At 59.3% G+C, this 22599-nt stretch carries 20 protein-coding genes and 1 pseudogene; 12 read left to right on the forward strand and 9 right to left on the reverse strand.

What is annotated here, in order from left to right:
- Nucleotides 1-25 precede the first annotated feature (25 nt).
- Nucleotides 26-385 (reverse strand): hypothetical protein, encoded by a 360-nt coding sequence (locus ASC74_RS18105; protein WP_056742910.1) that lies wholly within the window; start codon nt 383-385, stop codon nt 26-28.
- Nucleotides 386-627: 242 nt separating this feature from the next.
- On the opposite strand from ASC74_RS18105, the gene ASC74_RS18110 reads away from it, so the two are divergent.
- Together ASC74_RS18110 and ASC74_RS18115 are read left to right on the forward strand one after the other, a co-directional pair.
- Nucleotides 628-2355, forward strand: coding sequence for an ABC transporter ATP-binding protein/permease (locus tag ASC74_RS18110; RefSeq protein ID WP_056742913.1), 1728 nt, complete (start codon nt 628-630; stop codon nt 2353-2355).
- A 195-nt stretch (nt 2356-2550) separates the two neighbouring features.
- A complete protein-coding gene (locus ASC74_RS18115) occupies nt 2551-3300 on the forward strand; it encodes a FadR/GntR family transcriptional regulator (protein ID WP_046045828.1) in 750 nt (249 codons plus the stop codon).
- A gap of 127 nt (nt 3301-3427) precedes the next feature.
- Here the strand turns inward: ASC74_RS18115 and ASC74_RS18120 are convergent, their stop codons facing one another.
- Both ASC74_RS18120 and ASC74_RS18125 read right to left on the reverse strand, forming a co-directional pair.
- Entirely contained in the window at nt 3428-3619 is a 192-nt protein-coding gene (locus tag ASC74_RS18120; RefSeq protein WP_056742915.1) for a hypothetical protein, read from the reverse strand.
- Nucleotides 3620-3633: 14 nt separating this feature from the next.
- Nucleotides 3634-4950, reverse strand: coding sequence for a hypothetical protein (locus ASC74_RS18125; protein ID WP_056742917.1), 1317 nt, complete (start codon nt 4948-4950; stop codon nt 3634-3636).
- A 238-nt stretch (nt 4951-5188) separates the two neighbouring features.
- Between ASC74_RS18125 and kdgD the strand changes: the two genes are divergently transcribed.
- The 5 genes and pseudogenes from kdgD (at nt 5189) to ASC74_RS18150 (ending at nt 11833) form a co-directional block, all read left to right on the forward strand.
- Nucleotides 5189-6100: a 5-dehydro-4-deoxyglucarate dehydratase gene (kdgD, locus tag ASC74_RS18130; RefSeq protein WP_046045831.1), complete on the forward strand. Its 912-nt coding sequence runs from the start codon at nt 5189-5191 to the stop codon at nt 6098-6100.
- A 61-nt stretch (nt 6101-6161) separates the two neighbouring features.
- On the forward strand, nt 6162-7607 hold the full coding sequence (locus tag ASC74_RS18135) for an aldehyde dehydrogenase family protein (RefSeq protein WP_056742919.1): 1446 nt from the start codon (nt 6162-6164) through the stop codon (nt 7605-7607).
- Nucleotides 7608-7728: 121 nt separating this feature from the next.
- Nucleotides 7729-9126: pseudogene (locus ASC74_RS18140) on the forward strand (MFS transporter); the annotation flags it as partial.
- 11 nt (nt 9127-9137) lie between these two features.
- A complete protein-coding gene (gene garD, locus ASC74_RS18145; RefSeq protein ID WP_056742921.1) occupies nt 9138-10691 on the forward strand; it encodes a galactarate dehydratase in 1554 nt (517 codons plus the stop codon).
- A gap of 200 nt (nt 10692-10891) precedes the next feature.
- The gene (locus tag ASC74_RS18150; RefSeq protein ID WP_056742922.1) at nt 10892-11833 is read left to right on the forward strand and encodes an AEC family transporter; all 942 of its coding nucleotides are present in this window, start codon (nt 10892-10894) and stop codon (nt 11831-11833) included.
- A gap of 143 nt (nt 11834-11976) precedes the next feature.
- On the opposite strand, the gene ASC74_RS18155 is transcribed toward ASC74_RS18150, so the two are convergent.
- The 6 genes from ASC74_RS18155 to gatC form a co-directional block, all read right to left on the reverse strand.
- Nucleotides 11977-12357, reverse strand: a complete 381-nt coding sequence (locus tag ASC74_RS18155) for a carboxymuconolactone decarboxylase family protein (protein ID WP_008148900.1) — start codon at nt 12355-12357, stop codon at nt 11977-11979.
- Complete coding sequence (locus tag ASC74_RS18160) at nt 12354-13415, reverse strand: calcium/sodium antiporter (protein ID WP_056742924.1); 1062 nt, start codon at nt 13413-13415, stop codon at nt 12354-12356. Before ASC74_RS18160 ends, ASC74_RS18155 begins: the two co-directional genes overlap by 4 nt.
- A 50-nt stretch (nt 13416-13465) precedes the next feature.
- Complete coding sequence (locus ASC74_RS18165; protein WP_056742926.1) at nt 13466-13840, reverse strand: septal ring lytic transglycosylase RlpA family protein; 375 nt, start codon at nt 13838-13840, stop codon at nt 13466-13468.
- A gap of 149 nt (nt 13841-13989) precedes the next feature.
- On the reverse strand, nt 13990-15435 hold the full coding sequence (gatB, locus tag ASC74_RS18170) for an Asp-tRNA(Asn)/Glu-tRNA(Gln) amidotransferase subunit GatB (protein WP_056742929.1): 1446 nt from the start codon (nt 15433-15435) through the stop codon (nt 13990-13992).
- Between the two features lie 10 nt (nt 15436-15445).
- Nucleotides 15446-16897, reverse strand: coding sequence for an Asp-tRNA(Asn)/Glu-tRNA(Gln) amidotransferase subunit GatA (gene gatA / locus ASC74_RS18175; RefSeq protein ID WP_056742931.1), 1452 nt, complete (start codon nt 16895-16897; stop codon nt 15446-15448).
- 16 nt (nt 16898-16913) lie between these two features.
- Entirely contained in the window at nt 16914-17201 is a 288-nt protein-coding gene (gatC, locus tag ASC74_RS18180) for an Asp-tRNA(Asn)/Glu-tRNA(Gln) amidotransferase subunit GatC (RefSeq protein ID WP_008026876.1), read from the reverse strand.
- A gap of 214 nt (nt 17202-17415) precedes the next feature.
- Between gatC and mreB the strand changes: the two genes are divergently transcribed.
- The 5 genes from mreB to rng all read left to right on the forward strand — a co-directional run bounded on the left by mreB (nt 17416) and on the right by rng (nt 22527).
- A complete protein-coding gene (mreB, locus tag ASC74_RS18185; protein WP_002555108.1) occupies nt 17416-18453 on the forward strand; it encodes a rod shape-determining protein MreB in 1038 nt (345 codons plus the stop codon).
- A 143-nt stretch (nt 18454-18596) separates the two neighbouring features.
- Nucleotides 18597-19721, forward strand: coding sequence for a rod shape-determining protein MreC (gene mreC / locus ASC74_RS18190; RefSeq protein ID WP_082555844.1), 1125 nt, complete (start codon nt 18597-18599; stop codon nt 19719-19721).
- Nucleotides 19721-20212 carry a rod shape-determining protein MreD gene (gene mreD / locus ASC74_RS18195; protein ID WP_008148886.1) on the forward strand — a complete coding sequence of 164 codons (492 nt, stop codon included), beginning with the start codon at nt 19721-19723 and terminating at the stop codon, nt 20210-20212. Before mreC ends, mreD begins: the two co-directional genes overlap by 1 nt.
- Nucleotides 20213-20415: 203 nt before the next feature.
- A complete protein-coding gene (locus ASC74_RS18200) occupies nt 20416-21012 on the forward strand; it encodes a Maf family protein (RefSeq protein WP_056742936.1) in 597 nt (198 codons plus the stop codon).
- Nucleotides 21013-21069: 57 nt separating this feature from the next.
- Nucleotides 21070-22527, forward strand: a complete 1458-nt coding sequence (gene rng / locus ASC74_RS18205; protein WP_033058026.1) for a ribonuclease G — start codon at nt 21070-21072, stop codon at nt 22525-22527.
- Nucleotides 22528-22599 lie beyond the last annotated feature (72 nt).

Here is a 22599-nt window from a genome sequence, read left to right on the forward strand (position 1 = left end):
AATCGAGAGGCATTGATCGGATGGGTTAAAATTCTCTAATGGCATAAACACTTTCTTTCGAGGCTGTTTCTACACCATCCGGCCCTTTTACATGAAACCTTAATTCGACGCTTTTGTTAACGTTACGGCGTAGGAAGTCCACCGGAAACTGCGCCTTGAGAGCTTTGCTATAGTCGGAAGTCCATTCATCAGTACCTAGATGGATTTTTGCACTGAACCTGTATAGCTGATCATCTGGAATTGGAATGATTACCCCTCCCCCCGATACTTCTGTCGACTCGCCTGATAATTTGGAGAGGTAGATAATTTCACCTTTGATCTCTTTGAAAACTGGCTGCATGGGACGGACGATGTCGCTTTCTTTGCCTGTGTTATGAGTGCTCATTGAGAAGCTCCTTTGTGTGCGGGGAAGCGAAAGAGTGCGAGCTCAGTAAGCGCAGTTAGAATTTTAATTCCTACTGTCAAATATGACAGTGCTGACCGACGGTAAGCACACTCTCCAAGCGCCACCGCACAGCCGTTCGCCGCTGAACCGGCGCTGAACGCTTATCACCAGACCTCGCGACAACCCGAGCCGATCATCTATGATCGGTTCGAGTGTGTTCTTTTCTTTATCGAGCCTTATCCATGAATCAGAACGCTGAATATTCCGCGGTCAATGATGCTGTACGCGGGCAGTTTTTTCGCAAAGTCTGGGCGATGACCACGCCTTACTGGCGCAGCGAAGAGAAGGGCAAGGCCTGGACGTTGTTGATTGCCGTGATCGCGCTGTCGCTGTTCAGCGTGGCGATTTCGGTGTGGATCAACAGTTGGTACAAGGACTTCTACAATGCCCTGCAGAAAAAGGACGAAGCGGCCTTCTGGCAGTTGATCCTGTATTTCTGCGGTATTGCGGCGGTGGCGATTCTTGGCGCGGTGTATCGGCTCTACCTGACGCAGATGCTGACGATTCGCTGGCGGGCCTGGCTCACCGAGAAGCACTTCGCCCGCTGGCTGGGCAACAAGAATTACTATCAGCTGGAGCAGGGCGGTTACACCGATAACCCGGACCAGCGGATTTCCGAAGACCTTAACAGCTTCACGTCCAATACCCTGGGCCTGGGCTTGGGCCTGATCCGCAACGTGGTCAGCCTGGTGTCGTTTTCAATCATCTTGTGGGGCGTGTCGGGCAGCATTGAAGTGTTCGGTTTCACCATTCCCGGCTACATGTTCTGGTGCGCGCTGGTTTACGCCGCGGTCGGCAGCTGGCTGACGCATTTGATCGGTCGTCGCTTGATCGGTCTCAACAACAATCAACAACGCTTCGAAGCCGACTTGCGTTTTTCCATGGTCCGGGTTCGCGAGAATGCCGAAAGCATCGCGCTGTACAACGGCGAACCCAACGAGAACCGTCGTCTGAGCAGCCGCTTCGGGCTGGTCTGGCACAACTTCTGGGACATCATGCGCGTGTCCAAGCGCTTGACGTTTTTCACTTCCGGTTATGGCCAGATCGCAATCATCTTCCCGTTCATGGTCGCCGCGCCACGCTACTTTGCCGGCAAGATCGAGCTCGGTGAGCTGATGCAAATCAACTCCGCCTTCGGCAATGTCCAAGAGAACTTCAGCTGGTTCATCAGCGCGTACCAGGACCTCGCCGCGTGGCGCGCCACCTGTGATCGTCTGCTGAGTTTCCGCCAGGCCATGAGCGACAACGAAGAGCGGGCGCCGGCGATTGATGTGCAAAACCATGGCTCGGCGTTGAAGGTGCATAACCTTGGCCTCGATCTGGCGGATGGTCGTCATCTGCTGACCAACGCCGACATGACCGTGGAAGAGGGCGAGCGCGTCATGCTCAGCGGTCGATCCGGCAGCGGCAAGTCGACCTTGCTGCGGGCGATGGGGCATCTGTGGCCGGCTGGCCATGGCAGCATACGTCTGCCGGCGGCGCGTTATTTGTTCCTGCCGCAAAAACCTTATCTGCCGATTGGCACCTTGTGTGAGGCGCTGAGTTATCCACAGTCTGGCGATACCTATCCGCACGAACGCTACGTTCATGTGCTGGAAGCCTGTCGTTTACCGCATCTGGTGTCGCGTCTTGATGAAGCCAATCACTGGCAGCGCATGCTGTCGCCGGGTGAGCAACAGCGTCTGGCCTTTGCCCGTGCGCTGCTGTATGCACCGCAATGGCTGTACATGGACGAAGCGACCTCGGCGATGGATGAGGAGGATGAAGCGTCGCTGTATCAGGCCTTGATCGATGAGATTCCGGGCTTGAGCATTGTCAGCGTCGGGCATCGCAGCAGCCTGAAGCGCTTCCATCCACGGCATGTTCGTATCGAGAATGGGCATCTGGTGGACCAGACCGTGACCGCATAAACACCAAAACCCCTCCTGTGGGAGCGAGCCTGCTCGCGAAAGCGGTCTGACATTCAGCCTTGAGGTGTCTGACACTCCGCTTTCGCGAGCAGGCTCGCTCCCACAAGGGGAATGGTGTTCACCCCAACGGTGATCGTACAACCGCGTTGAGCTATGATGCGGTTTCAGCCGCAACTTTCGAGAAAGACGTTCACCATGGAAAACCCGATCGACGCACCACGCCTCCCTCGCAAGCGCCGCAGCCTCGCTCAGGAACTGGTGACGGTGCTGTCCGAGCAGATCCGCGACGGTCACCTCAAACGTGGCGACAAGTTGCCCACCGAGTCGGCGATCATGGATGCCCATGGCGTCAGCCGCACCGTGGTGCGCGAAGCGATTTCCCGTTTGCAGGCGGCAGGCCAGGTTGAAACCCGCCACGGCATCGGCACCTTCGTGCTCGACACCCCGAGCCCGAGCGGTTTCCGTATCGACCCGGCGACCGTGGTCACGCTGCGTGACGTGCTGGCGATTCTGGAATTGCGCATCAGCCTCGAAGTGGAGTCCGCCGGCCTCGCCGCGCAACGCCGCAGCCCCGAGCAGCTGGCATTGATGCGAGCTGCGCTGGATGCATTGAATGAAAGTGTTTCCCATGCCAGCGATGCGGTGGCGTCCGACTTCCAGTTCCACCTGCAAATCGCCCTGGCGACGGGCAACCGCTACTTCACCGACATCATGACCCACCTGGGCACCAGCATCATTCCGCGTACGCGCCTCAACTCCGCGCGCCTGGCCCATGACGACCAGCAGCACTACATGAATCGCCTGAGCCGAGAGCACGAAGAGATTTACGATGCGATTGCGCGTCAGGATTCGGATGCGGCGCGGGCAGCAATGCGCTTGCATCTGACGAACAGCCGCGAGCGGCTGCGTCATGCGCATGAAGAAGCTGAGGCACAGCGGGGGTAAGAGTTATAGATCGTTCCCACGCTCTGCGTGGGAATGCCTCTTGTGACGCTCCGCGTCACGCTTTGGGACGCAGAGCGTCCCGGGCTGCATTCCCACGCAGAGCGCGGGAACGATCAGGTGCGGGGAATCAGCCGGTCCTGAGAATCGAACGATCCACCCTCACGGCCCACTCAGAAGCCCCAGCCTTGGCATCGAATGCCACATGCCCATGCTCATCAACCACCGCCCGGGCAATCGGCACTCCCTTGGCCAACAACTCCAACGGCGCCCCCTTCAGCGATTGGCCCGAAGCCAGTTCCAGTTTCAATTTGATAGTCATTATCGATCTCCTTATCAGGCAACGTTGCCAGTGGGTTTGTAATCCTTGAGCAGCAAATAAGTGCTCCAGCCCCACCAGTCATCCACGGTGGCGGTGTCGTTCAGGTTGTTGACGTCCTTGCGCCGCAGCACCTTGTTGCCCTCGACCTTGAACAGTGGCGAAAAATTGCCCGTCGGGCTCAGTACCGCTTGCAGATCCGGCAGCTTTTTCAACGCTGCAAAACTGCCGGGCGACGGAGCGATGCCGCTGAGGTACGCGGCGAATATTTCATCCGCAGACACTTGGACCGCTTGATTGACCTGGGCGCGATTGGCGCTATCGATAGCGTCGAAATAGCGCTTGTCGCCATAGGCGTGCCATTGAGCGCCGTCGCCGTTACGCACATTGAGCCCGAACTTGCTGTCTTCATCGTGCATGAAGCGGGTGATCAGCGAGCCCAGATCGCTCGGTGTCACCACCGCTGCCAATTGTTTGCGCGGCACGCGCAGGTGGCCGGCGGAAAACAGATCGGTCAGGTAGTGATCGGCGAAAGCGTTCATCGCGTAAGCCTGTTCCAGCGCCGAGTCGTTGCCGCTGTTATGGGCAACCACCGCCTGTTGCAGCGCAGCCGTGTGCCCGGCGATATAGGCCAGCAGCGCCCATTCGGCGAAGTGATCGGCATTGTTGGCGGCCAGTTTCAGGTAGCGGCCAAATGGAAACAGCGCCGAGACGACACTGCCGCCGCCGGTGATCTTGTTCCACTCTTCCGACAACGTATCACCGAGGGCGTCATACGCCTCGTGAGGTTGTTTACCGTCCTTGATCGCCTGCTTGATCGCGGCGATTTCCTTTTGCATCACACCGAGGATCAGCTTGGCCTCAGCATTAGCAGCAGGCAGCACGGCCAGCGAGTTGAAGGCATTGGTAAACCGCTGGATTCGGTCGGCGCCTGTCGCGCCTTCGCTGATCGGTTGATCGGGAATTCCATAGAAATCACCCCCCAGCGCAATGACCTGGCCATAGGTCAGCGCCAGCCCATTGGGCAAGTGCAGCTCCACCTGTGAAGCGGGGATAGCCGGTGCATCTTTGACGAAACGCAGCAGGGTGCTGTCGCCGATGGCGGTGTGTTCGCCACCCTCAAACCTCAGCTGTGGCTTGCCTTTCGGGGCTTTACCAGAGGCTGTGGGTAGCGACGCGGAAAGGGCAGACGCAGAGTTGTGATGATCAGCAATCTGCAAGACCACGTGTTGGTTATTCCCTATCAGAGGGATGCCATGCTCGGTAAAAAGATCATCCAGTTCGGCGATGACCTGTTTCGGTTTTTCCTTCGGTTGTGCGTGTAGACCTGACATTTCTATCTCCTTGATATGTCGTCGGTACGATCTAAAAATAACTGTATGTATATACAGTTATCTGGATCATAGATGAGAAATTTCCTACGTCAAGAAAATACCTTTCCGACTCAAATTCTGCGGTTGGCGATGAAATGCAGTTGACGGTTATTATTTAAGTTGTACGATGACCTACAACTTCGGCGAAGGCTGAACGGTTTCCTCACACACATACGTCGCTATCCAGGGTGTTCGAATAATGAATCCACAAGAACTGAAGTCCATCCTCTCTTCCGGTCTGCTGTCTTTCCCGGTTACCGATTTCAATGCTCAGGGCGACTTCCATCGCGCGGGCTATATCAAACGTCTCGAATGGCTGGCCCCATACGGCGCCTCGGCATTGTTCGCCGCGGGCGGCACCGGTGAGTTCTTCTCTCTGGCGGCCAGCGAATATTCGGAAATCATCAAGACTGCCGTCGACACCTGCGAAACCAGCGTGCCGATTCTGGCCGGCGTTGGCGGTTCGACTCGTCAAGCCATCGAATACGCACAGGAAGCCGAGCGTCTGGGCGCCAAAGGTCTGTTGCTGCTGCCGCACTACCTGACCGAAGCCAGCCAGGACGGCGTTGCCGCCCACGTTGAAGCCGTGTGCAAATCGGTGAAAATCGGCGTGGTGGTTTACAACCGCAACGTCTGCCGCCTGACCGCGCCGCTGCTGGAACGTCTGGCCGAGCGCTGCCCGAACCTGATCGGCTACAAGGATGGCCTGGGCGACATCGAGTTGATGGTGTCGATCCGTCGCCGCCTCGGTGATCGCTTCAGCTACCTGGGCGGTTTGCCGACCGCCGAAGTCTACGCCGCCGCCTACAAGGCCCTGGGCGTACCGGTTTACTCCTCGGCGGTGTTCAACTTCATCCCGAAAACCGCGATGGATTTCTACCACGCCATTGCTCGCGAAGATCACGCCACCGTCGGCAAGATCATCGACGACTTCTTCCTGCCATACCTGGACATCCGTAACCGCAAAGCGGGCTACGCGGTGAGCATCGTCAAGGCCGGGGCAAAAATTGTCGGCTATGACGCAGGTCCTGTGCGTGCGCCGCTGACCGATCTGACGGGCGAAGAGTACGAAATGCTCGCCGCGCTGATCGACAAGCAAGGTGCGCAGTAACACATCCGATTAAACAAGGCCGCTGAGTATTCAGCGGCCTTTTGCGTGAGGAGAACATCTCGTGGCAAATGCAAAGCGTTTTGATAACTACATCAACGGTGAATGGGTTGCGGGTAGCGATTACTCCAACAACATCAACCCGTCGGAGTTGACCGACACCATTGGCGAGTACGCCAAAGCCGATCTCGCTCAGGTTCACGCCGCCATCGACGCCGCCCGTGCAGCGTTCCCGACCTGGTCCACTTCGGGCATCCAGGCGCGTCACGATTCCCTGGATAAAGTCGGCACTGAAATCCTCGCTCGCCGCGAAGAGCTCGGCACCTTGCTGGCTCGGGAAGAGGGCAAGACCCTGCCTGAAGCCATCGGCGAAGTGACACGCGCCGGTAACATCTTCAAGTTCTTCGCCGGTGAATGCCTGCGTCTGTCCGGCGACTATCTGCCGTCGGTACGTCCGGGTGTGAATGTCGAAGTGACTCGCGAAGCGCTGGGCGTGGTCGGTCTGATCACACCATGGAACTTCCCGATCGCGATCCCTGCGTGGAAAATCGCCCCGGCCCTGGCTTACGGCAACTGCGTCGTGCTGAAACCGGCGGATCTGGTGCCGGGTTGCGCCTGGGCGCTGGCCGAAATCATCTCCCGCGCAGGCTTCCCCGCCGGCGTGTTCAACCTGGTGATGGGCAGCGGTCGAGTGGTTGGCGATGCGCTGGTGCAGAGCCCGAAAGTCGACGGCATCAGCTTCACCGGTTCCGTGGGCGTCGGTCGTCAGATCGCAGTCAACTGCGTGTCGCGCCAGGCCAAGGTTCAGTTGGAAATGGGTGGCAAGAACCCGCAGATCATTCTCGACGACGCCGACCTCAAGCAAGCGGTCGAGCTGTCGGTACAGAGCGCGTTCTACTCCACCGGCCAGCGTTGCACCGCCTCGAGCCGCTTCATTGTCACTGCCGGGATTCACGACAAGTTCGTCGAAGCCGTGGCTGAGCGCATGAAGTCGATCAAGGTCGGTCACGCGCTGAAAGCCGGCACTGACATCGGTCCGGTCGTCTCGCAGGCGCAGCTTGAACAGGACATGAAGTACATCGACATCGGCCAGTCCGAAGGTGCACGTCTGGTCAGCGGGGGCGGTTTGGTGACCTGCGATACCGAAGGCTATTACCTCGCGCCAACGCTGTTTGCCGACAGCGAAGCTGCGATGCGTATCAGCCGCGAAGAGATCTTCGGCCCGGTGGCCAACGTGGTTCGCGTCGCGGATTACGAGGCCGCGCTGGCCATGGCCAACGACACCGAATTCGGTCTGTCGGCGGGCATCGCCACCACGTCGTTGAAGTACGCCAACCACTTCAAACGCCACTCCCAGGCCGGGATGGTGATGGTCAACCTGCCGACGGCGGGCGTGGATTACCACGTTCCATTCGGTGGGCGTAAAGGTTCATCCTATGGGTCCCGCGAGCAAGGTCGCTACGCGCAAGAGTTCTACACGGTCGTAAAAACTGCCTACGTCGGCTCCTGACACACCGCAATACCCCTGTAGGAGCTGCCGCAGGCTGCGATCTTTGCTTTTAAAAATCAAAAGATCGCAGCCTCGTTTCACTCGACAGCTCCTACAGGGAACACACCAAGATTCACCCGCGCATAAAAATAATCAGTGGGAGTACATCTACATGCAAGCGACCAAGCCGACCCACGTCCGCTATTTGATTTTGCTCATGCTTTTTCTGGTGACCACGATCAACTACGCCGACCGGGCTACCATCGCCATCGCGGGCTCCAGCCTGCAAAAAGACCTCGGCATCGACGCGGTCACCCTCGGTTATATCTTCTCTGCATTCGGTTGGGCCTACGTGGCCGGGCAAATTCCCGGTGGCTGGTTGCTGGACCGTTTCGGCTCGAAAAAAGTGTACGCACTGAGCATTTTCACCTGGTCGCTGTTCACCGTGCTGCAGGGCTATGTCGGTGAGTTCGGCATGTCCACGGCGGTGGTTGCGCTGTTCATGCTGCGCTTCCTGGTGGGCCTGGCCGAAGCGCCATCCTTCCCCGGCAACGCACGCATTGTGGCGGCCTGGTTCCCGACCGCTGAACGCGGTACGGCGTCTGCGATTTTCAACTCGGCGCAATACTTCGCCACGGTGCTGTTTGCGCCGCTGATGGGCTGGATCGTTTACAGCTTCGGCTGGCAGCACGTGTTTATCGTCATGGGCGTGATCGGCATCATCTTCTCGGGGATCTGGCTGAAGGTTATCCACAGCCCGCGTCAGCACCCGATGATCAATGACGCCGAGTTCAAACACATCGCCGACAACGGCGGTATGGTCGACATGGACCAGGACAAAGGCAAAGGTAAAAAGGTCGATGGACCGAAGTGGGACTACATCCGCCAGTTGCTGACCAACCGCATGATGCTCGGCGTGTATTTGGGTCAGTACTGCATCAACGGCATCACGTATTTCTTCCTGACCTGGTTCCCGGTGTACCTGGTGCAAGAACGCGGCATGACCATCCTCAAGGCGGGTTTCATTGCCTCGTTGCCGGCGATCTGCGGCTTCATCGGTGGTGTGCTCGGCGGCGTAATTTCCGACTACCTGCTGCGCAAAGGCCATTCCCTGACCTTCGCCCGCAAGGCGCCGATCATTGCCGGTTTGCTGGTTTCCAGCAGTATCGTGGCCTGCAACTACGTGGACATCGAATGGATGGTCGTTGGCTTCATGGCCTTGGCATTCTTCGGCAAAGGCGTGGGCGCGTTGGGCTGGGCGGTGGTGTCCGACACCTCGCCGAAACAGATCGCCGGTTTGAGTGGCGGCCTGTTCAACATGTTCGGCAACATCGCTTCGATCACCACCCCGATTGTCATCGGCTACATCATCAGCTCCACCGGTTCGTTCAAATGGGCGCTGGTGTTTGTCGGTTGCAACGCCCTGGTCGCGGTGTTCAGCTACCTGGTAATCGTCGGTCCGATCAAACGTGTGGTACTCAAGGAGCCGCCCGTCAGCGGTCCTGAAACCCATAACAAATTGTCTCAAGCGCATTCCTGAGGAGCGGCGTCATGCAGTTGATTGAACATTCCGACTCGCCGCGCTACATCCGCCTGCACGAGCGGGACAACGTAGTGATCGTGGTCAATGACCAAGGCGTACCGGCGGGCACCGAATTTCCGGACGGCCTGGTCACCGTGGATTTCGTGCCACAGAGCCACAAGGTCACCCTGGAAGACATTCCCGAAGGCGGGCAGGTGATTCGTTACGGGCAGACCATCGGCTATGCCTTGCAGCCGATTCCGCGCGGCAGCTGGGTCAAGGAAGATCAACTGCGCATGCCCATCGCGCCGCCGCTGGACAGCTTGCCGCTGTCCACCGAAGTGCCGGCCGCGCAGGCACCGCTGGAAGGCTTCACGTTCGAGGGTTATCGCAACGCCGACGGCACCGTCGGTACGCGCAACATTCTCGGGATCACCACGACTGTTCAGTGCGTCACCGGCGTGCTGGACCATGCGGTCAAGCGCATCAAGGACGAGTTGCTGCCCAAGTATCCGCACGTTGATGACGTGGTCGCGCTGACTCACAGCTACGGCTGTGGCGTGGCGATTACCGCGACTGACGCGTACATCCCGATCCGTACCGTGCGCAACCTGGCGCGCAACCCGAACCTGGGTGGCGAAGCCTTGGTCATCAGCCTGGGCTGCGAGAAATTGCAGGCCGGGCAGGTGATGCACGAGAACGACAGCTCGGTGGATTTGAGCGAGCCGTGGTTGTACCGCTTGCAGGATTCCAGTCACGGTTTCACCGAGATGATCGAGCAGATCATGGCGCTGGCCGAAACCCGTTTGAAGAAGCTCGATCAACGTCGCCGGGAAACCGTGCCGGCGTCCGAGCTGATCCTCGGCATGCAGTGCGGCGGCAGCGATGCGTTTTCCGGCATCACCGCCAACCCGGCGCTGGGTTATGCCTCGGACCTGTTATTGCGCGCGGGTGCGACGGTGATGTTTTCCGAAGTCACCGAAGTGCGCGACGCGATTTACCTGCTGACGTCTCGCGCCGAAACTGAGGAAGTGGCTCAGGAGCTGGTGCGGGAAATGGACTGGTACGACCGTTACCTGGCCAAGGGCGAAGCGGATCGCAGCGCCAACACCACGCCGGGGAACAAGAAGGGCGGGTTGTCGAACATTGTCGAGAAGTCGTTGGGCTCGATCGTCAAATCCGGCAGCAGCGCGATCAACGGGGTGCTTGGCCCTGGCGAGCGGTTCAAGCGCAAAGGCCTGATTTTCTGTGCGACCCCGGCCAGTGACTTTGTCTGCGGGACGTTGCAATTGGCGGCGGGAATGAACCTGCATGTGTTCACTACCGGGCGTGGCACGCCGTATGGCTTGGCGATGGCGCCGGTGGTGAAGGTGTCGACCCGGACCGAGCTGGCGCAACGCTGGCCGGATTTGATCGACATTGATGCCGGACGGATTGCGACCGGGCGGGCGTCGATTGAGGACCTTGGCTGGGAGTTGTTTCACTACTACCTGGACGTGGCCAGCGGCAAGAAGCAAACCTGGGCTGAGAAGCACAAGCTGCATAACGACATCACCTTGTTCAACCCTGCACCCATAACCTGATACCGCGTTATCGTTCTTCGCGAGCAGGCTCGCTCCCACAGTGATCTTCAGCGTTCACGCAATTTGTGCAACAAAGAAGGTCCCCTGTGGGAGCGAGCTTGCTCCGGGCGGCGATCCGACGATAGCGGTCTAACAGACGCCAGGGGACTTGCTGGCTTATCATTAGCCCCCTAACGACGCTCACCCAAGGTTCCCCCGGCATGCTGGCTATCTTCCTCGAAACCCTGAACATCACCGCGCCGGTGTTTGCCATGCTGTTTCTGGGGGCGCTGCTCAAACGCATCGACTGGATCAACGACAATTTCATCCACACTGCGTCGGCCCTGGTGTTCAACGTCACCATGCCGGCGTTGCTGTTTCTGGGCATCCTGCATGCCGACCTCCACGCCGCGTTGCAACCGGCGTTACTGATCTATTTCTCGCTCGCCACGCTGGTGTGTTTTGCTATCGCCTGGGGCTGGGCGATCTGGAAGTGCCCGCGGGAAGACCGGGGGATCTACACCCAGGGCGCCTTTCGCGGTAATAACGGGGTGATCGGGCTGGCGCTGGCGGCAAGCATGTACGGCGACTACGGGATTTCCCTCGGTGCGATTCTCGCTGCGTTGGTCATCCTGTTTTACAACACGCTCTCGACCATTGTGCTGGCGGTGTACAGCCCGGTGATCAAGTCCGACCCCTGGAGCATCTGCAAAAGCGTGATGGTCAATCCGCTGATCATCAGCGTGTTTGTGGCGGCGCCGTTTGCCTACTTCAAGATCGGCTTGCCGGGATGGCTGGAGACGTCCGGCCAATACCTGGCGCAAACCACCTTGCCGTTGGCGCTGATCTGCATTGGCGGCACGCTGTCACTGGCGGCTCTGCGCAAGAGCGGCAACATGGCGATGAGTTCAAGCCTGGTGAAGATGATCAGCCTGCCGATTCTGGCGACACTGGGGGCGTGGCTCTGGGGGTTTCGTGGTGCGGAGTTGGGGATTCTGTTCCTGTACTTCGGCAGCCCGACCGCCGCGGCCAGTTTTGTCATGGCCCGTCAGGCCAATGGCAATCATGAACTGGCGGCGGCGATCATCGTGATCACCACGTTGATGGCGGCGGTCACCACCAACATCGGGATCTTCCTGTTGCAGTGGGGCGGGTGGATCTAGCCCCGGGATTTACGGTGTTCTTCAGGGTCTCATCGCGAGCAGGCTCGCTCCCACATGGGAATGCATTTCAACTGTGGGAGCGAGCCGGCTCCGGGCGGCGTTCCGACGATAGCAATGTCACTGACGCCAAAAAATGCCGGGATTTACTCAGGCTTCTGGTAGGTGTCGATCACTTCCTGCGCCGCCCGAAACGCATCGATGGCCGCTGGGACACCGGCATACACCGCGCAATGCAGCAGCGCTTCACGAATCTCTTCCACGGTGCAGCCATTGTTCAGCGCACCGCGCACGTGACCTTTCAATTCCTGCGGGCACTTCAACGCGGTCAGCGCGGCGAGGGTGATCAGGCTGCGGGTTTTCAATGGCAAACCTTCGCGGTTCCAGACGCCGCCCCAGGCGTGCTCGTTGACGAAATCCTGCAGCGGTTGCGTGAACTCGGTGGCATTGCCCAGCGCGCGGTCGACGAAGGCGTCGCCCATCACTTGACGGCGGACTTCAACCCCAGGCTTTTTATCATCGGTCATGGCAATTCCTTACTGTGGTGTTGGCGACGCCAGGCGCGCAGCGACGTGAACAGCAAAAACGCCATCAGCGCCGGCAGGACAAAAAACAGCATCAGGTGTTCAAGCTTGCCGGCCAGCGGCATGCCGGTGGTGAACGACACCACGTGCAGACCGTAAGCCAGATACAAACCCAAAAACATCAGACCTTCGGCGCGGGTCACCCGGTAACCGGAATAGAACACCGGCAGGCACAACACCGCGACACCGAGCATCACCGGCAAGTCGAAATCCAGGGCGTTTGGCGACACCGACAGCGGCGATGGCGCAATCAACGCAGTGAAGCCCAGCACGCCCAAAAGATTGAACAGATTGCTGCCGATCACGTTGCCCACGGCGATGTCGCGCTGACCGCGCAAGGCGGCGATCAACGAGGTCGCCAGTTCCGGCAGAGAGGTGCTGACGGCGACGATGGTCAGGCCGATGATCCGCTCCGATAATCCCAGATCGGTCGCGACCGAAACCGCCGCGCCCAACAGCAAGTGCCCGGCGTAGACCAGCATCGCCAAACCCACGACGATCATCAGCAGACTGCTGATCCATGGCGCTTGCGGGACTTCGTGGGTGGTCGATTGTGGACGGACCGAGTGTCGTGACTGGCGCAGCAGCAGGCCCAGATACAGCATCAGTGCCGCCAGCAGCAGCACGCCATCGACGCGGGTCAGTTCTTCGTTCCACGCCAAGACGAACACCAGCAGGCTGGCGCCGATCATCAGCGGAATATCCAGGCGCACCAGTTGCCGTGAAACCCGCAGCGGGATGATCAGCGCCGAGAGCCCGAGGGTGACGAGGATGTTGAAGATGCTACTGCCGATCACGCTGCCGACGGCGATGTCGGCGTTCTGCGCCAGGGTGGCTTGCAGGCTGACCGCCATCTGCGGTGCGCTGCTGCCGAGGGCGACGATGGTCAGACCGATAATCAGCGGTCGTACATGCAGGCGCGCGGCGAGGCGCACGGCCGCGCGCACCATCAGTTCGGCGCCGGCGATCAGCAGCAGCAAGCCGCTGAGCAATTCAATCACGCTGATCAGGGGTATATCGGCAAGTCCGAAAATGGTCAGCGCTCCGTCTATCAGTCGTCGAGGGCTTGCACGCGAACTCGTGCGGTGCCACTTCTGAGCATACCCAGTTGTTCGGCCGCTTCATGTGAAACATCGATCAGACGCCCACGGGTGTGCGGTCCGCGATCGTTGATGCGAACCACACAGGACTTGTCGTTGTTCAGATTAGTGACCTTCACCCGCGTGCCGAAGGGCAGCTGGCGATGGGCGGCGGTCAGGGAATTCTTGTTGAAACGCTCGCCGCTGGCGGTGCGTTTACCTTGGTGTTTGGCGCCGTAATACGAGGCAACGCCGGTCTTGTCGTAGCCATGAGGATCGATGGTGTCGGTGCTGGCGCAACCGGCCAGCAGAGAGAACAGGGCACAGGCACTGAGCAGACGCTTCATTTAGAAAGCTCCCAAAAACAAATGTGGGAGCGAGCCTGCTCGCGATGGCGGACTGTCAGTCACATCAATGATGGATGTGCCGCCGTCATCGCGAGCAGGCTCGCTCCCACAGGGAATGGAGCCAGGCTTTAAAACTGGCTCCATTGCAATCAGCCTTCGAGCTTGCTTTTGAGCAGTTCGTTGACCTGTTGCGGGTTGGCCTTGCCTTTGGAGGCTTTCATGGCCTGGCCGACGAAGAAGCCGAACATCTTGCCGCGTTTGGCTTCGTCTGCCGCGCGGTACTGTTCAACTTGTTCGGCATTGGCCGCGAGCATTTCGTCCAACACTGCCGAGATCGCACCGGTGTCGGTCACTTGCTTCAAGCCGCGCTTGTCGATGATCTCGTCCGCGCTGCCTTCGCCGTTGGCCATGGCCTCAAACACCACTTTGGCGATTTTGCCGGAGATGGTGTTGTCGGTAATGCGCAGCAGCATGCCGCCCAGTTGCTCGGCCGAGACCGGCGACTGATCGATGTCCAGGCCCTGTTTGTTCAACAGGCTGCCCAATTCAACCATCACCCAGTTCGCTGCCAGTTTGGCGTCGCCGCCGATGCTCACGACTTTCTCGAAGTAATCGGCTTGCTCGCGGCTGGTAGCCAGGACGCTGGCGTCGTAGACCGACAGACCGAACTGCGCCTGGAAGCGCTCGCGTTTCTGCGGTGGCAGTTCCGGCAGGGTGGCGCGCACGTCGTCGAGGAACGAGTCTTCGATGACCACTGGCAGCAGGTCCGGATCGGGGAAGTAACGGTAGTCGTTGGCTTCCTCTTTGCTGCGCATCGGACGGGTTTCGTCCTTGTTCGGATCGTACAGACGGGTCTGCTGGATCACCTTGCCGCCATCTTCGATCAGCTCGATCTGACGTTGCACTTCGCTGTTGATCGCCTTCTCGATGAAGCGGAACGAGTTGACGTTCTTGATCTCGCAGCGCGTGCCGAATTCAACCTGGCCTTTTGGACGGATCGACACGTTGCAGTCGCAACGCAGCGAGCCTTCGGCCATGTTGCCGTCGCAGATGCCGAGGTAGCGCACCAGCGCATGGACCGTCTTGACGTAGGCCACGGCTTCCTTGGCACTGCGCATGTCCGGCTCGGAAACGATTTCAAGCAGCGGCGTACCGGCACGGTTCAGGTCGATGCCGGTGGCACCGGTGAATTCTTCGTGCAGGCTTTTGCCGGCGTCTTCTTCCAGATGCGCACGAGTCACGCCGACACGTTTGATCGTGCCGTCTTCCATGGCGATGTCCAGGTGGCCCTTGCCGACGATCGGCAATTCCATCTGGCTGATCTGGTAGCCCTTCGGCAGGTCCGGATAGAAATAGTTTTTACGGGCGAACACGTTGTGCTGGCCGATCTCGGCATCAATCGCCAGACCGAACATCACCGCCATGCGCACTGCTTCCTGGTTCAGCACCGGCAATACGCCAGGCATACCGAGATCAACCAGGCTGGCCTGGGTGTTCGGCTCGGAACCGAAAGTGGTGGAGCTACCGGAAAAGATTTTCGACCGGGTGGTGAGCTGGGTGTGAATCTCCAGCCCGATCACGACTTCCCATTGCATGTGTTTCTCCTCAGAAGCCGGTTGGGGTGCGGGTGTGCCAGTCAGTGTTGAGCTGATACTGGTGGGCAACGTTCAACAGGCGACCTTCCTGGAAATACGGGGCGAGCAGTTGCACGCCGACCGGCAGGCCATCGACAAAACCGGCTGGCATGGACAAGCCCGGCAGACCAGCGAGGTTGGCGGTGATGGTGTAGACGTCTTCCAGGTACGCAGCAACCGGGTCGCTGTTCTTGGCGCCGAGCTTCCAGGCCGGGTTCGGCGTGGTTGGGCCGAGGATGATGTCGACCTCATTGAAGGCTGCCATGAAGTCGTTCTTGATCAGGCGACGAATTTTCTGCGCCTTCAGGTAGTAGGCGTCGTAGTAACCGGCCGACAGCGCGTAGGCACCGACCATGATCCGGCGCTGCACTTCCGGACCGAAGCCTTCACCACGGGAACGCTTGTACAGGTCTTCCAGGTTTTTCGGGTCTTCGCAGCGATAGCCGAAACGTACACCGTCGAAACGCGACAGGTTGGAAGACGCTTCCGCCGGGGCGATCACGTAGTACGCAGGGATCGCGTGCTGCATGTTCGGCAGGCTGATTTCCTTGACCACGGCACCGAGCTTTTTCAGCGCTTCAACACTGGCCATGACCAGGTCGGCGATGCGCGGGTCCAGACCGGCGCTGAAGTATTCCTTCGGCACGCCGATGCGCAGGCCTTGCAGCGAACCGTTGAGGCTGGCGCTGTAGTCAGGCACGGGTTCGTCGATGCTGGTGGAGTCTTGCGGATCGAAACCGGCCATGCCTTGCAACAGGATGGCGCAGTCTTCGGCGGTGCGGGCCAATGGGCCGCCCTGATCGAGACTGGACGCGTAAGCGATCATGCCCCAGCGCGAAACGCGACCGTACGTCGGTTTCAGGCCGGTAAGGTTGGTCAGCGCGGCGGGCTGACGGATCGAACCGCCAGTGTCGGTGCCCGTCGCCGCTGGCAACAGACGAGCGGCAACCGCAGCAGCCGAACCACCGGACGAACCGCCGGGCACGTGTTCCAGGTTCCACGGGTTTTTCACTGCGCCGTAGTAGCTCGACTCGTTGGCCGAACCCATGGCGAATTCGTCCATGTTGGTCTTGCCCAGGGTCACGGCACCCGCGGCGGCCAGCTTGGCGACCACGGTGGCGTCGTACGGTGCTTTAAAGTTGTCGAGCATCTTCGAGCCGCAGCTGGTGCGAATGCCTTGAGTGCAGAACAGGTCTTTGTGGGCGATCGGCGCACCGAGCAGGGCGCCGCTCTCACCATTGGCGCGGCGTGCGTCAGCGGCTTTCGCCTGCTGGAGCGCCAGGTCTTCGGTGAGGCTGATGAAACTGTTGAGCTGAGGGTCGAGCTGGGCGATACGCGCCAGCAGGGTTTTGGTCAGCTCTTCGGAAGAAAACTTTTTATCGGCGAGACCGCGGGCGATCTCGGCCAGAGTCAATTGATGCATTGCAGGCTCTTTCCCTTTAGTCGATGACTTTCGGAACCAGGTACAGGCCGTTTTCGACCGCTGGTGCGATGGACTGATAGGCCTCGCGATGATTGGTCTCGGTCACGACGTCTGCACGCAGGCGCTGGCTGGCTTCCAGTGGGTGGGCGAGCGGCTCGATACCGTCGGTATTGACCGCCTGCATTTCGTCGACCAGCCCCAGAATGCTGTTCAGGGCCGAAGTGATGTGTGGAAGATCGGCATCATTAAGGCCCAAACAGGCCAGATGAGCGATTTTTTCCACGTCGGAGCGTTCAAGCGTCATGGGATTCTCCAGTGGAAGGAAAACAGAACGGATGCTATCCGTGTGTTAGATTGTCGGAACACTACCGCATTTCTACGGTCATAAGGCCGCGATTGTGGGGGTTGGTGCACAGAAAAGCGGCCAATTTAACATATTGGCGCCTTGCCCAAAATCCCTGTCGTTGTTAGAGTTTGCCGCACTTTTTTACCCACGCGTTGCCTAGGGTCCCTTTCCCATGTTCAAGAAACTGCGTGGCATGTTTTCCAGCGATCTTTCCATTGACCTGGGCACTGCCAACACCCTTATTTACGTGCGCGAGCGCGGTATCGTCCTGAATGAGCCCTCGGTTGTGGCTATTCGGACACACGGTAACCAGAAAAGTGTCGTTGCTGTCGGCACCGAGGCCAAGCGCATGCTCGGCCGTACGCCGGGCAACATTGCTGCCATTCGTCCGATGAAGGACGGTGTGATCGCCGACTTCAGCGTTTGCGAAAAGATGCTGCAATACTTTATCAACAAGGTTCACGAAAACAGCTTCCTGCAGCCTAGCCCTCGTGTGTTGATCTGCGTTCCGTGCAAATCCACCCAGGTTGAGCGTCGTGCCATCCGTGAATCGGCCCTCGGTGCCGGTGCCCGTGAAGTGTTCCTGATCGAAGAGCCAATGGCTGCTGCGATCGGTGCCGGCCTGCCGGTTGAAGAAGCTCGCGGCTCGATGGTTGTCGATATCGGTGGTGGTACCACTGAAATCGCGCTGATCTCCCTGAACGGTGTGGTTTACGCCGAGTCCGTACGGGTTGGCGGCGACCGCTTCGACGAAGCGATCATCACTTACGTGCGTCGCAACTACGGCAGCCTGATCGGTGAATCCACTGCCGAGCGCATCAAGCAGGAAATCGGTACTGCCTACCCGGGCGGCGAAGTTCGCGAAGTCGACGTTCGCGGCCGTAACCTGGCCGAAGGCGTTCCACGCGCATTCACCCTGAACTCCAATGAAGTGCTGGAAGCTCTGCAAGAGTCCCTGGCCACCATCGTTCAGGCTGTGAAGAGTGCACTGGAGCAATCGCCTCCGGAACTGGCTTCCGATATCGCCGAGCGTGGTCTGGTGCTGACCGGTGGTGGCGCCTTGCTGCGTGACCTCGACAAGTTGCTGGCCCAGGAAACCGGTCTGCCGGTAATCGTTGCCGAAGACCCGCTGACCTGCGTTGCTCGCGGCGGTGGCCGTGCATTGGAAATGATGGATAAACACACCATGGACCTGCTGTCGAGCGAGTGATCTCGCCCGACGCATCTATGCTGTTGAGCGCGCAGGCAGCACTTTGCAGTGCTGCCTGTTGGCGTTTATCTTCTGTCAGTCTGCATCCAGGCCGGTTTGATGCCGTATGAATAAAGAGAACATTTGCCTGGGAGGAGCGGCTTATTAAACCGCTTTTCACCAAAGGGCCTTCACTGGGCGTGCGCTTGTTGGTGCTGGTCGTGCTATCGGTCGCGCTGATGGTGGTCGATGCCCGCTTCACACTGCTCAAGCCAGTGCGTAGCCAAATGTCGCTGGTGCTGATGCAGTCTTACTGGATCACCGACCTGCCGCAGCGGCTATGGCAGGGTGTGGCCAGCCAATTTGGCAGCCGTACCGAGCTCGTCGCCGAAAACGAAAAACTCAAAACCGAAAACCTGCTGTTGCAGGGCCGCATGCAAAAGCTTGCCGCCCTCACCGAGCAGAACGTTCGGCTGCGCGAGTTGCTCAACTCCTCCGCGCTGGTCAACGAGAAGGTCGAAGTGGCCGAGCTGATCGGCATGGACCCTAACCCCTTTACCCACCGCATCATCATCAATAAAGGTGAGCGCGACGGTGTGGTCCTCGGTCAGCCGGTGCTCGATGCCCGCGGCCTGATGGGCCAGGTGGTCGAGTTGATGCCGTACACCTCTCGTGTGCTGTTGCTGACCGACACCACTCACAGTATTCCGGTGCAGGTGAACCGCAACGGTCTGCGGGCGATTGCCAGCGGCACCGGCAACCCGGAACGCCTGGAGCTGCGTCACGTGGCTGATACCGCCGACATTAAAGAAGGCGATCTGCTGGTCAGCTCCGGTCTGGGGCAGCGGTTCCCGGCGGGTTACCCGGTGGCGACGGTCAGGGAAGTGATTCACGATTCCGGTCAGCCGTTCGCTATTGTGCGCGCCGTACCGACCGCCGCCTTGAACCGCAGCCGTTACCTGCTGCTGGTGTTCACCGACGGTCGTACAGCCGAAGAGCGCGCCAACGAAGCTGCCCAGGCTCAAGAAGCCTTGGACCAGCACGGTGGCGGGCCAATCATTCCAGCGACCGTGCCGAGACCTGCCATCGTCCCGGCTGCAGTTGCTGCGCCCGTGACGCCGGTTGCGCCGACGGCTACCCCTGCTGCCCCTGCTGCCACAACTCCGCCCAAACCTGCGGCGACTCATCCTGCTGCTGCGAAACCTGCCGCCAGCAAACCGCCCGCTGCCGTGAAGCCTGCTGCTAAACCGCCTGTCTCTGCGCCGGCTACCACTGGGGGACGAGAATAATGGTGGGTGCTACTGCCTCCCGAAACGGCTGGATGGTCTGGCTGACATTCGCCATCGGCATGCTGCTCAGCGTTTCGCCGCTGCCGCAATTCATGGAAATCCTCCGTCCACTGTGGCTGGCCTTGCTGCTGGCATTCTGGGCGTTGGCCATGCCGCAGAAAGTCGGGATGGTCACCGCATGGTGCCTGGGCCTGGCCGAAGACGTGCTTTATGGCACGCTGCTGGGCCAAAACGCGTTGATCCTGACGCTGATCACGTACCTGGTGCTGGCGCTGCAACAACGCCTGCGCATGTTCCCGATGTGGCAACAGAGCCTGGTGATCCTGGTGATCTTCGGCCTCGCACAGCTTGTTCAACTATGGCTCAGCGCCCTGACCGGCAATCGTCAGCCGACGCTGGCGCTGGTCTTGCCGGCACTGGTCAGTGCATTGCTCTGGCCATGGATCAGCTACGGTTTGCGCGGTTTGCGTCGACGCTACAAAATCAATTAATTCGGTCAGGCATTTGCCCGCACCGGTGCCCTGTCTCGCAAATATGTTTCTTTTTTGGCGAGTGGCTGTTATTGCCAGGCAAGGCGCCGCGACAAGTCATAGCTGGCTATGGCGAGGAGCGGCAACGCAGTATGGCAACACCAGACGCCGCCAAAAAGGAACAGTATTTGTGAGACGGGGCACTAAACAAGGGAGATGTCTTGATGAAACAGCTGTACCTCGCCTCAGGCTCGCCGCGTCGGCGTGAACTGCTCACGCAGATCGGCGTGCCGTTCTCCGCCATCAGTGCGGACATCGATGAAACCCCTTTAGAAGATGAATCCCCGTCGGCCTATGTCGAGCGCCTGGCGCGCGGCAAAGCCGAGGCCGGGCGCGGGGCTGTCGTGTCTGACGCAGATTTTTGCGTGCTGGGCGCCGACACCGCCGTGGTGCTGGACGGAAAAATTCTCGGCAAGCCGGTTGATGAAGCCGAGGCATGCGCCATGCTTATGATGTTGTCCGGCTGTGAACATGAAGTCCTGACGGCGATTGCGGTGCGAGAGGGTGAGCGTTGCGAGTCTCGGGTGGTGCGCAGTCTGGTGCGTTTTCGCAACATCAATCGCGATGAGGCGGTGGCCTACTGGGCCAGCGGCGAGCCGCAGGACAAGGCCGGCGGCTACGGCATTCAAGGGCTCGGCGCGGTGTTTGTCGCCGGGATAAATGGCAGTTACTCGGCGGTGGTCGGGTTACCGCTGTGCGAAACCGCTGAGCTGCTTGGCCATTTCGGCATACCCTGTTGGCAAACCCTTAACGCGCGTTGAGCGTCGTACTGACAAGATGCGGCCATTATCGTGAACATGCCTGAACGAGACCCTGCCATGAGTGAAGAGATCCTGATCAACATCACGCCGATGGAATCGCGCGTGGCGGTGGTTGAAAACGGTGTTCTGCAAGAGGTCCACGTCGAGCGCACGCAAAAGCGCGGGATCGTCGGCAATATCTATAAAGGCAAGGTCGTGCGGGTATTGCCCGGCATGCAGGCGGCATTCGTCGACATTGGTCTGGACCGCGCCGCGTTCATTCATGCCTCGGAAATCTCCCTGCGCGAAGGTCCGGCGGTCGAGAGCATCAGCGCCCTGGTTCACGAGGGTCAGAGCCTGGTGGTGCAAGTCACCAAGGACCCGATCGGCTCAAAAGGCGCACGCCTGACGACTCAGTTGTCGATTCCATCGCGTTATCTGGTGTACATGCCGCGCACCGCGCACGTTGGCATTTCGTTGAAGATCGAAGACGAAGCCGAGCGTGAACGTCTCAAGCAAGTGGTCACCGATTGCGTGGCCAAAGAAGGCATTCAAGAGGCCGGTGGCTTCATCTTGCGTACCGCTGCCGAAGGTGCCGGTGCCGATGAAATCCTCATGGACATTCGCTACCTGCGTCGCCTCTGGGATCAGATCAACGAGCAGATCAAAACCATCAGCGCACCGAGTGTGATCTACGAAGACCTCGGCCTGGCGCTGCGCACCTTGCGTGACCTGGTGAGCCCGAAGATCGAGAAGATCCGCATCGACTCCCGGGAAACCTTCCAGAAAACTACGCAGTTCGTCGCCGAACTGATGCCGGAAATTGCCGATCGTCTTGAGCATTACCCTGGCGAACGGCCGATCTTCGACCTGTACGGCGTTGAAGACGAAATCCAGAAAGCGCTGGAGCGCAAAGTCCCGCTGAAATCCGGCGGTTACCTGGTGGTCGATCCGGCGGAAGCCATGAGCACCATCGACGTCAACACCGGGGCGTTCGTCGGTCATCGCAACCTCGAAGAAACCATCTTCAAGACCAACCTCGAAGCCGCGACCGCCATCGCTCGTCAGCTGCGCCTGCGCAACTTGGGCGGGATCATCATCATCGACTTCATCGACATGGAAGATGAAGAGCACCAACGTCAGGTGCTGCGCACCCTCGAGAAGCAGCTGGAACGCGATCACGCCAAGACCAACATCATCGGCATCACCGAGTTGGGCCTGGTGCAGATGACTCGCAAGCGCACCCGCGAAAGTCTCGAACAAGTGCTGTGCGAACCGTGCAGCAGCTGCCAGGGCCGCGGCAAGCTCAAGACGCCGGAAACCGTTTGCTACGAGATTTTCCGCGAAATCCTCCGAGAGGCTCGCGCCTATCAGGCGGAAGGCTATCGTGTATTGGCAAACCAGAAAGTGGTCGACCGTTTGCTCGATGAAGAATCGGGCAATGTCGCCGAGCTCGAAGGTTTTATCGGACGCACCATCCGGTTCCAGGTGGAAACCATGTATTCCCAGGAACAATACGACGTGGTGCTGCTCTGAATCGCTGTATTTCAACCCTGTTAGAACGGCTGGCCTCAGCTTTTTGCAGTGTTTTTGCCATGGGAGCCAACT

Origin of the sequence: Pseudomonas sp. Root329, assembly GCF_001424925.1 — a bacterium.
GTDB lineage: Bacteria > Pseudomonadota > Gammaproteobacteria > Pseudomonadales > Pseudomonadaceae > Aquipseudomonas > Aquipseudomonas arabinosi.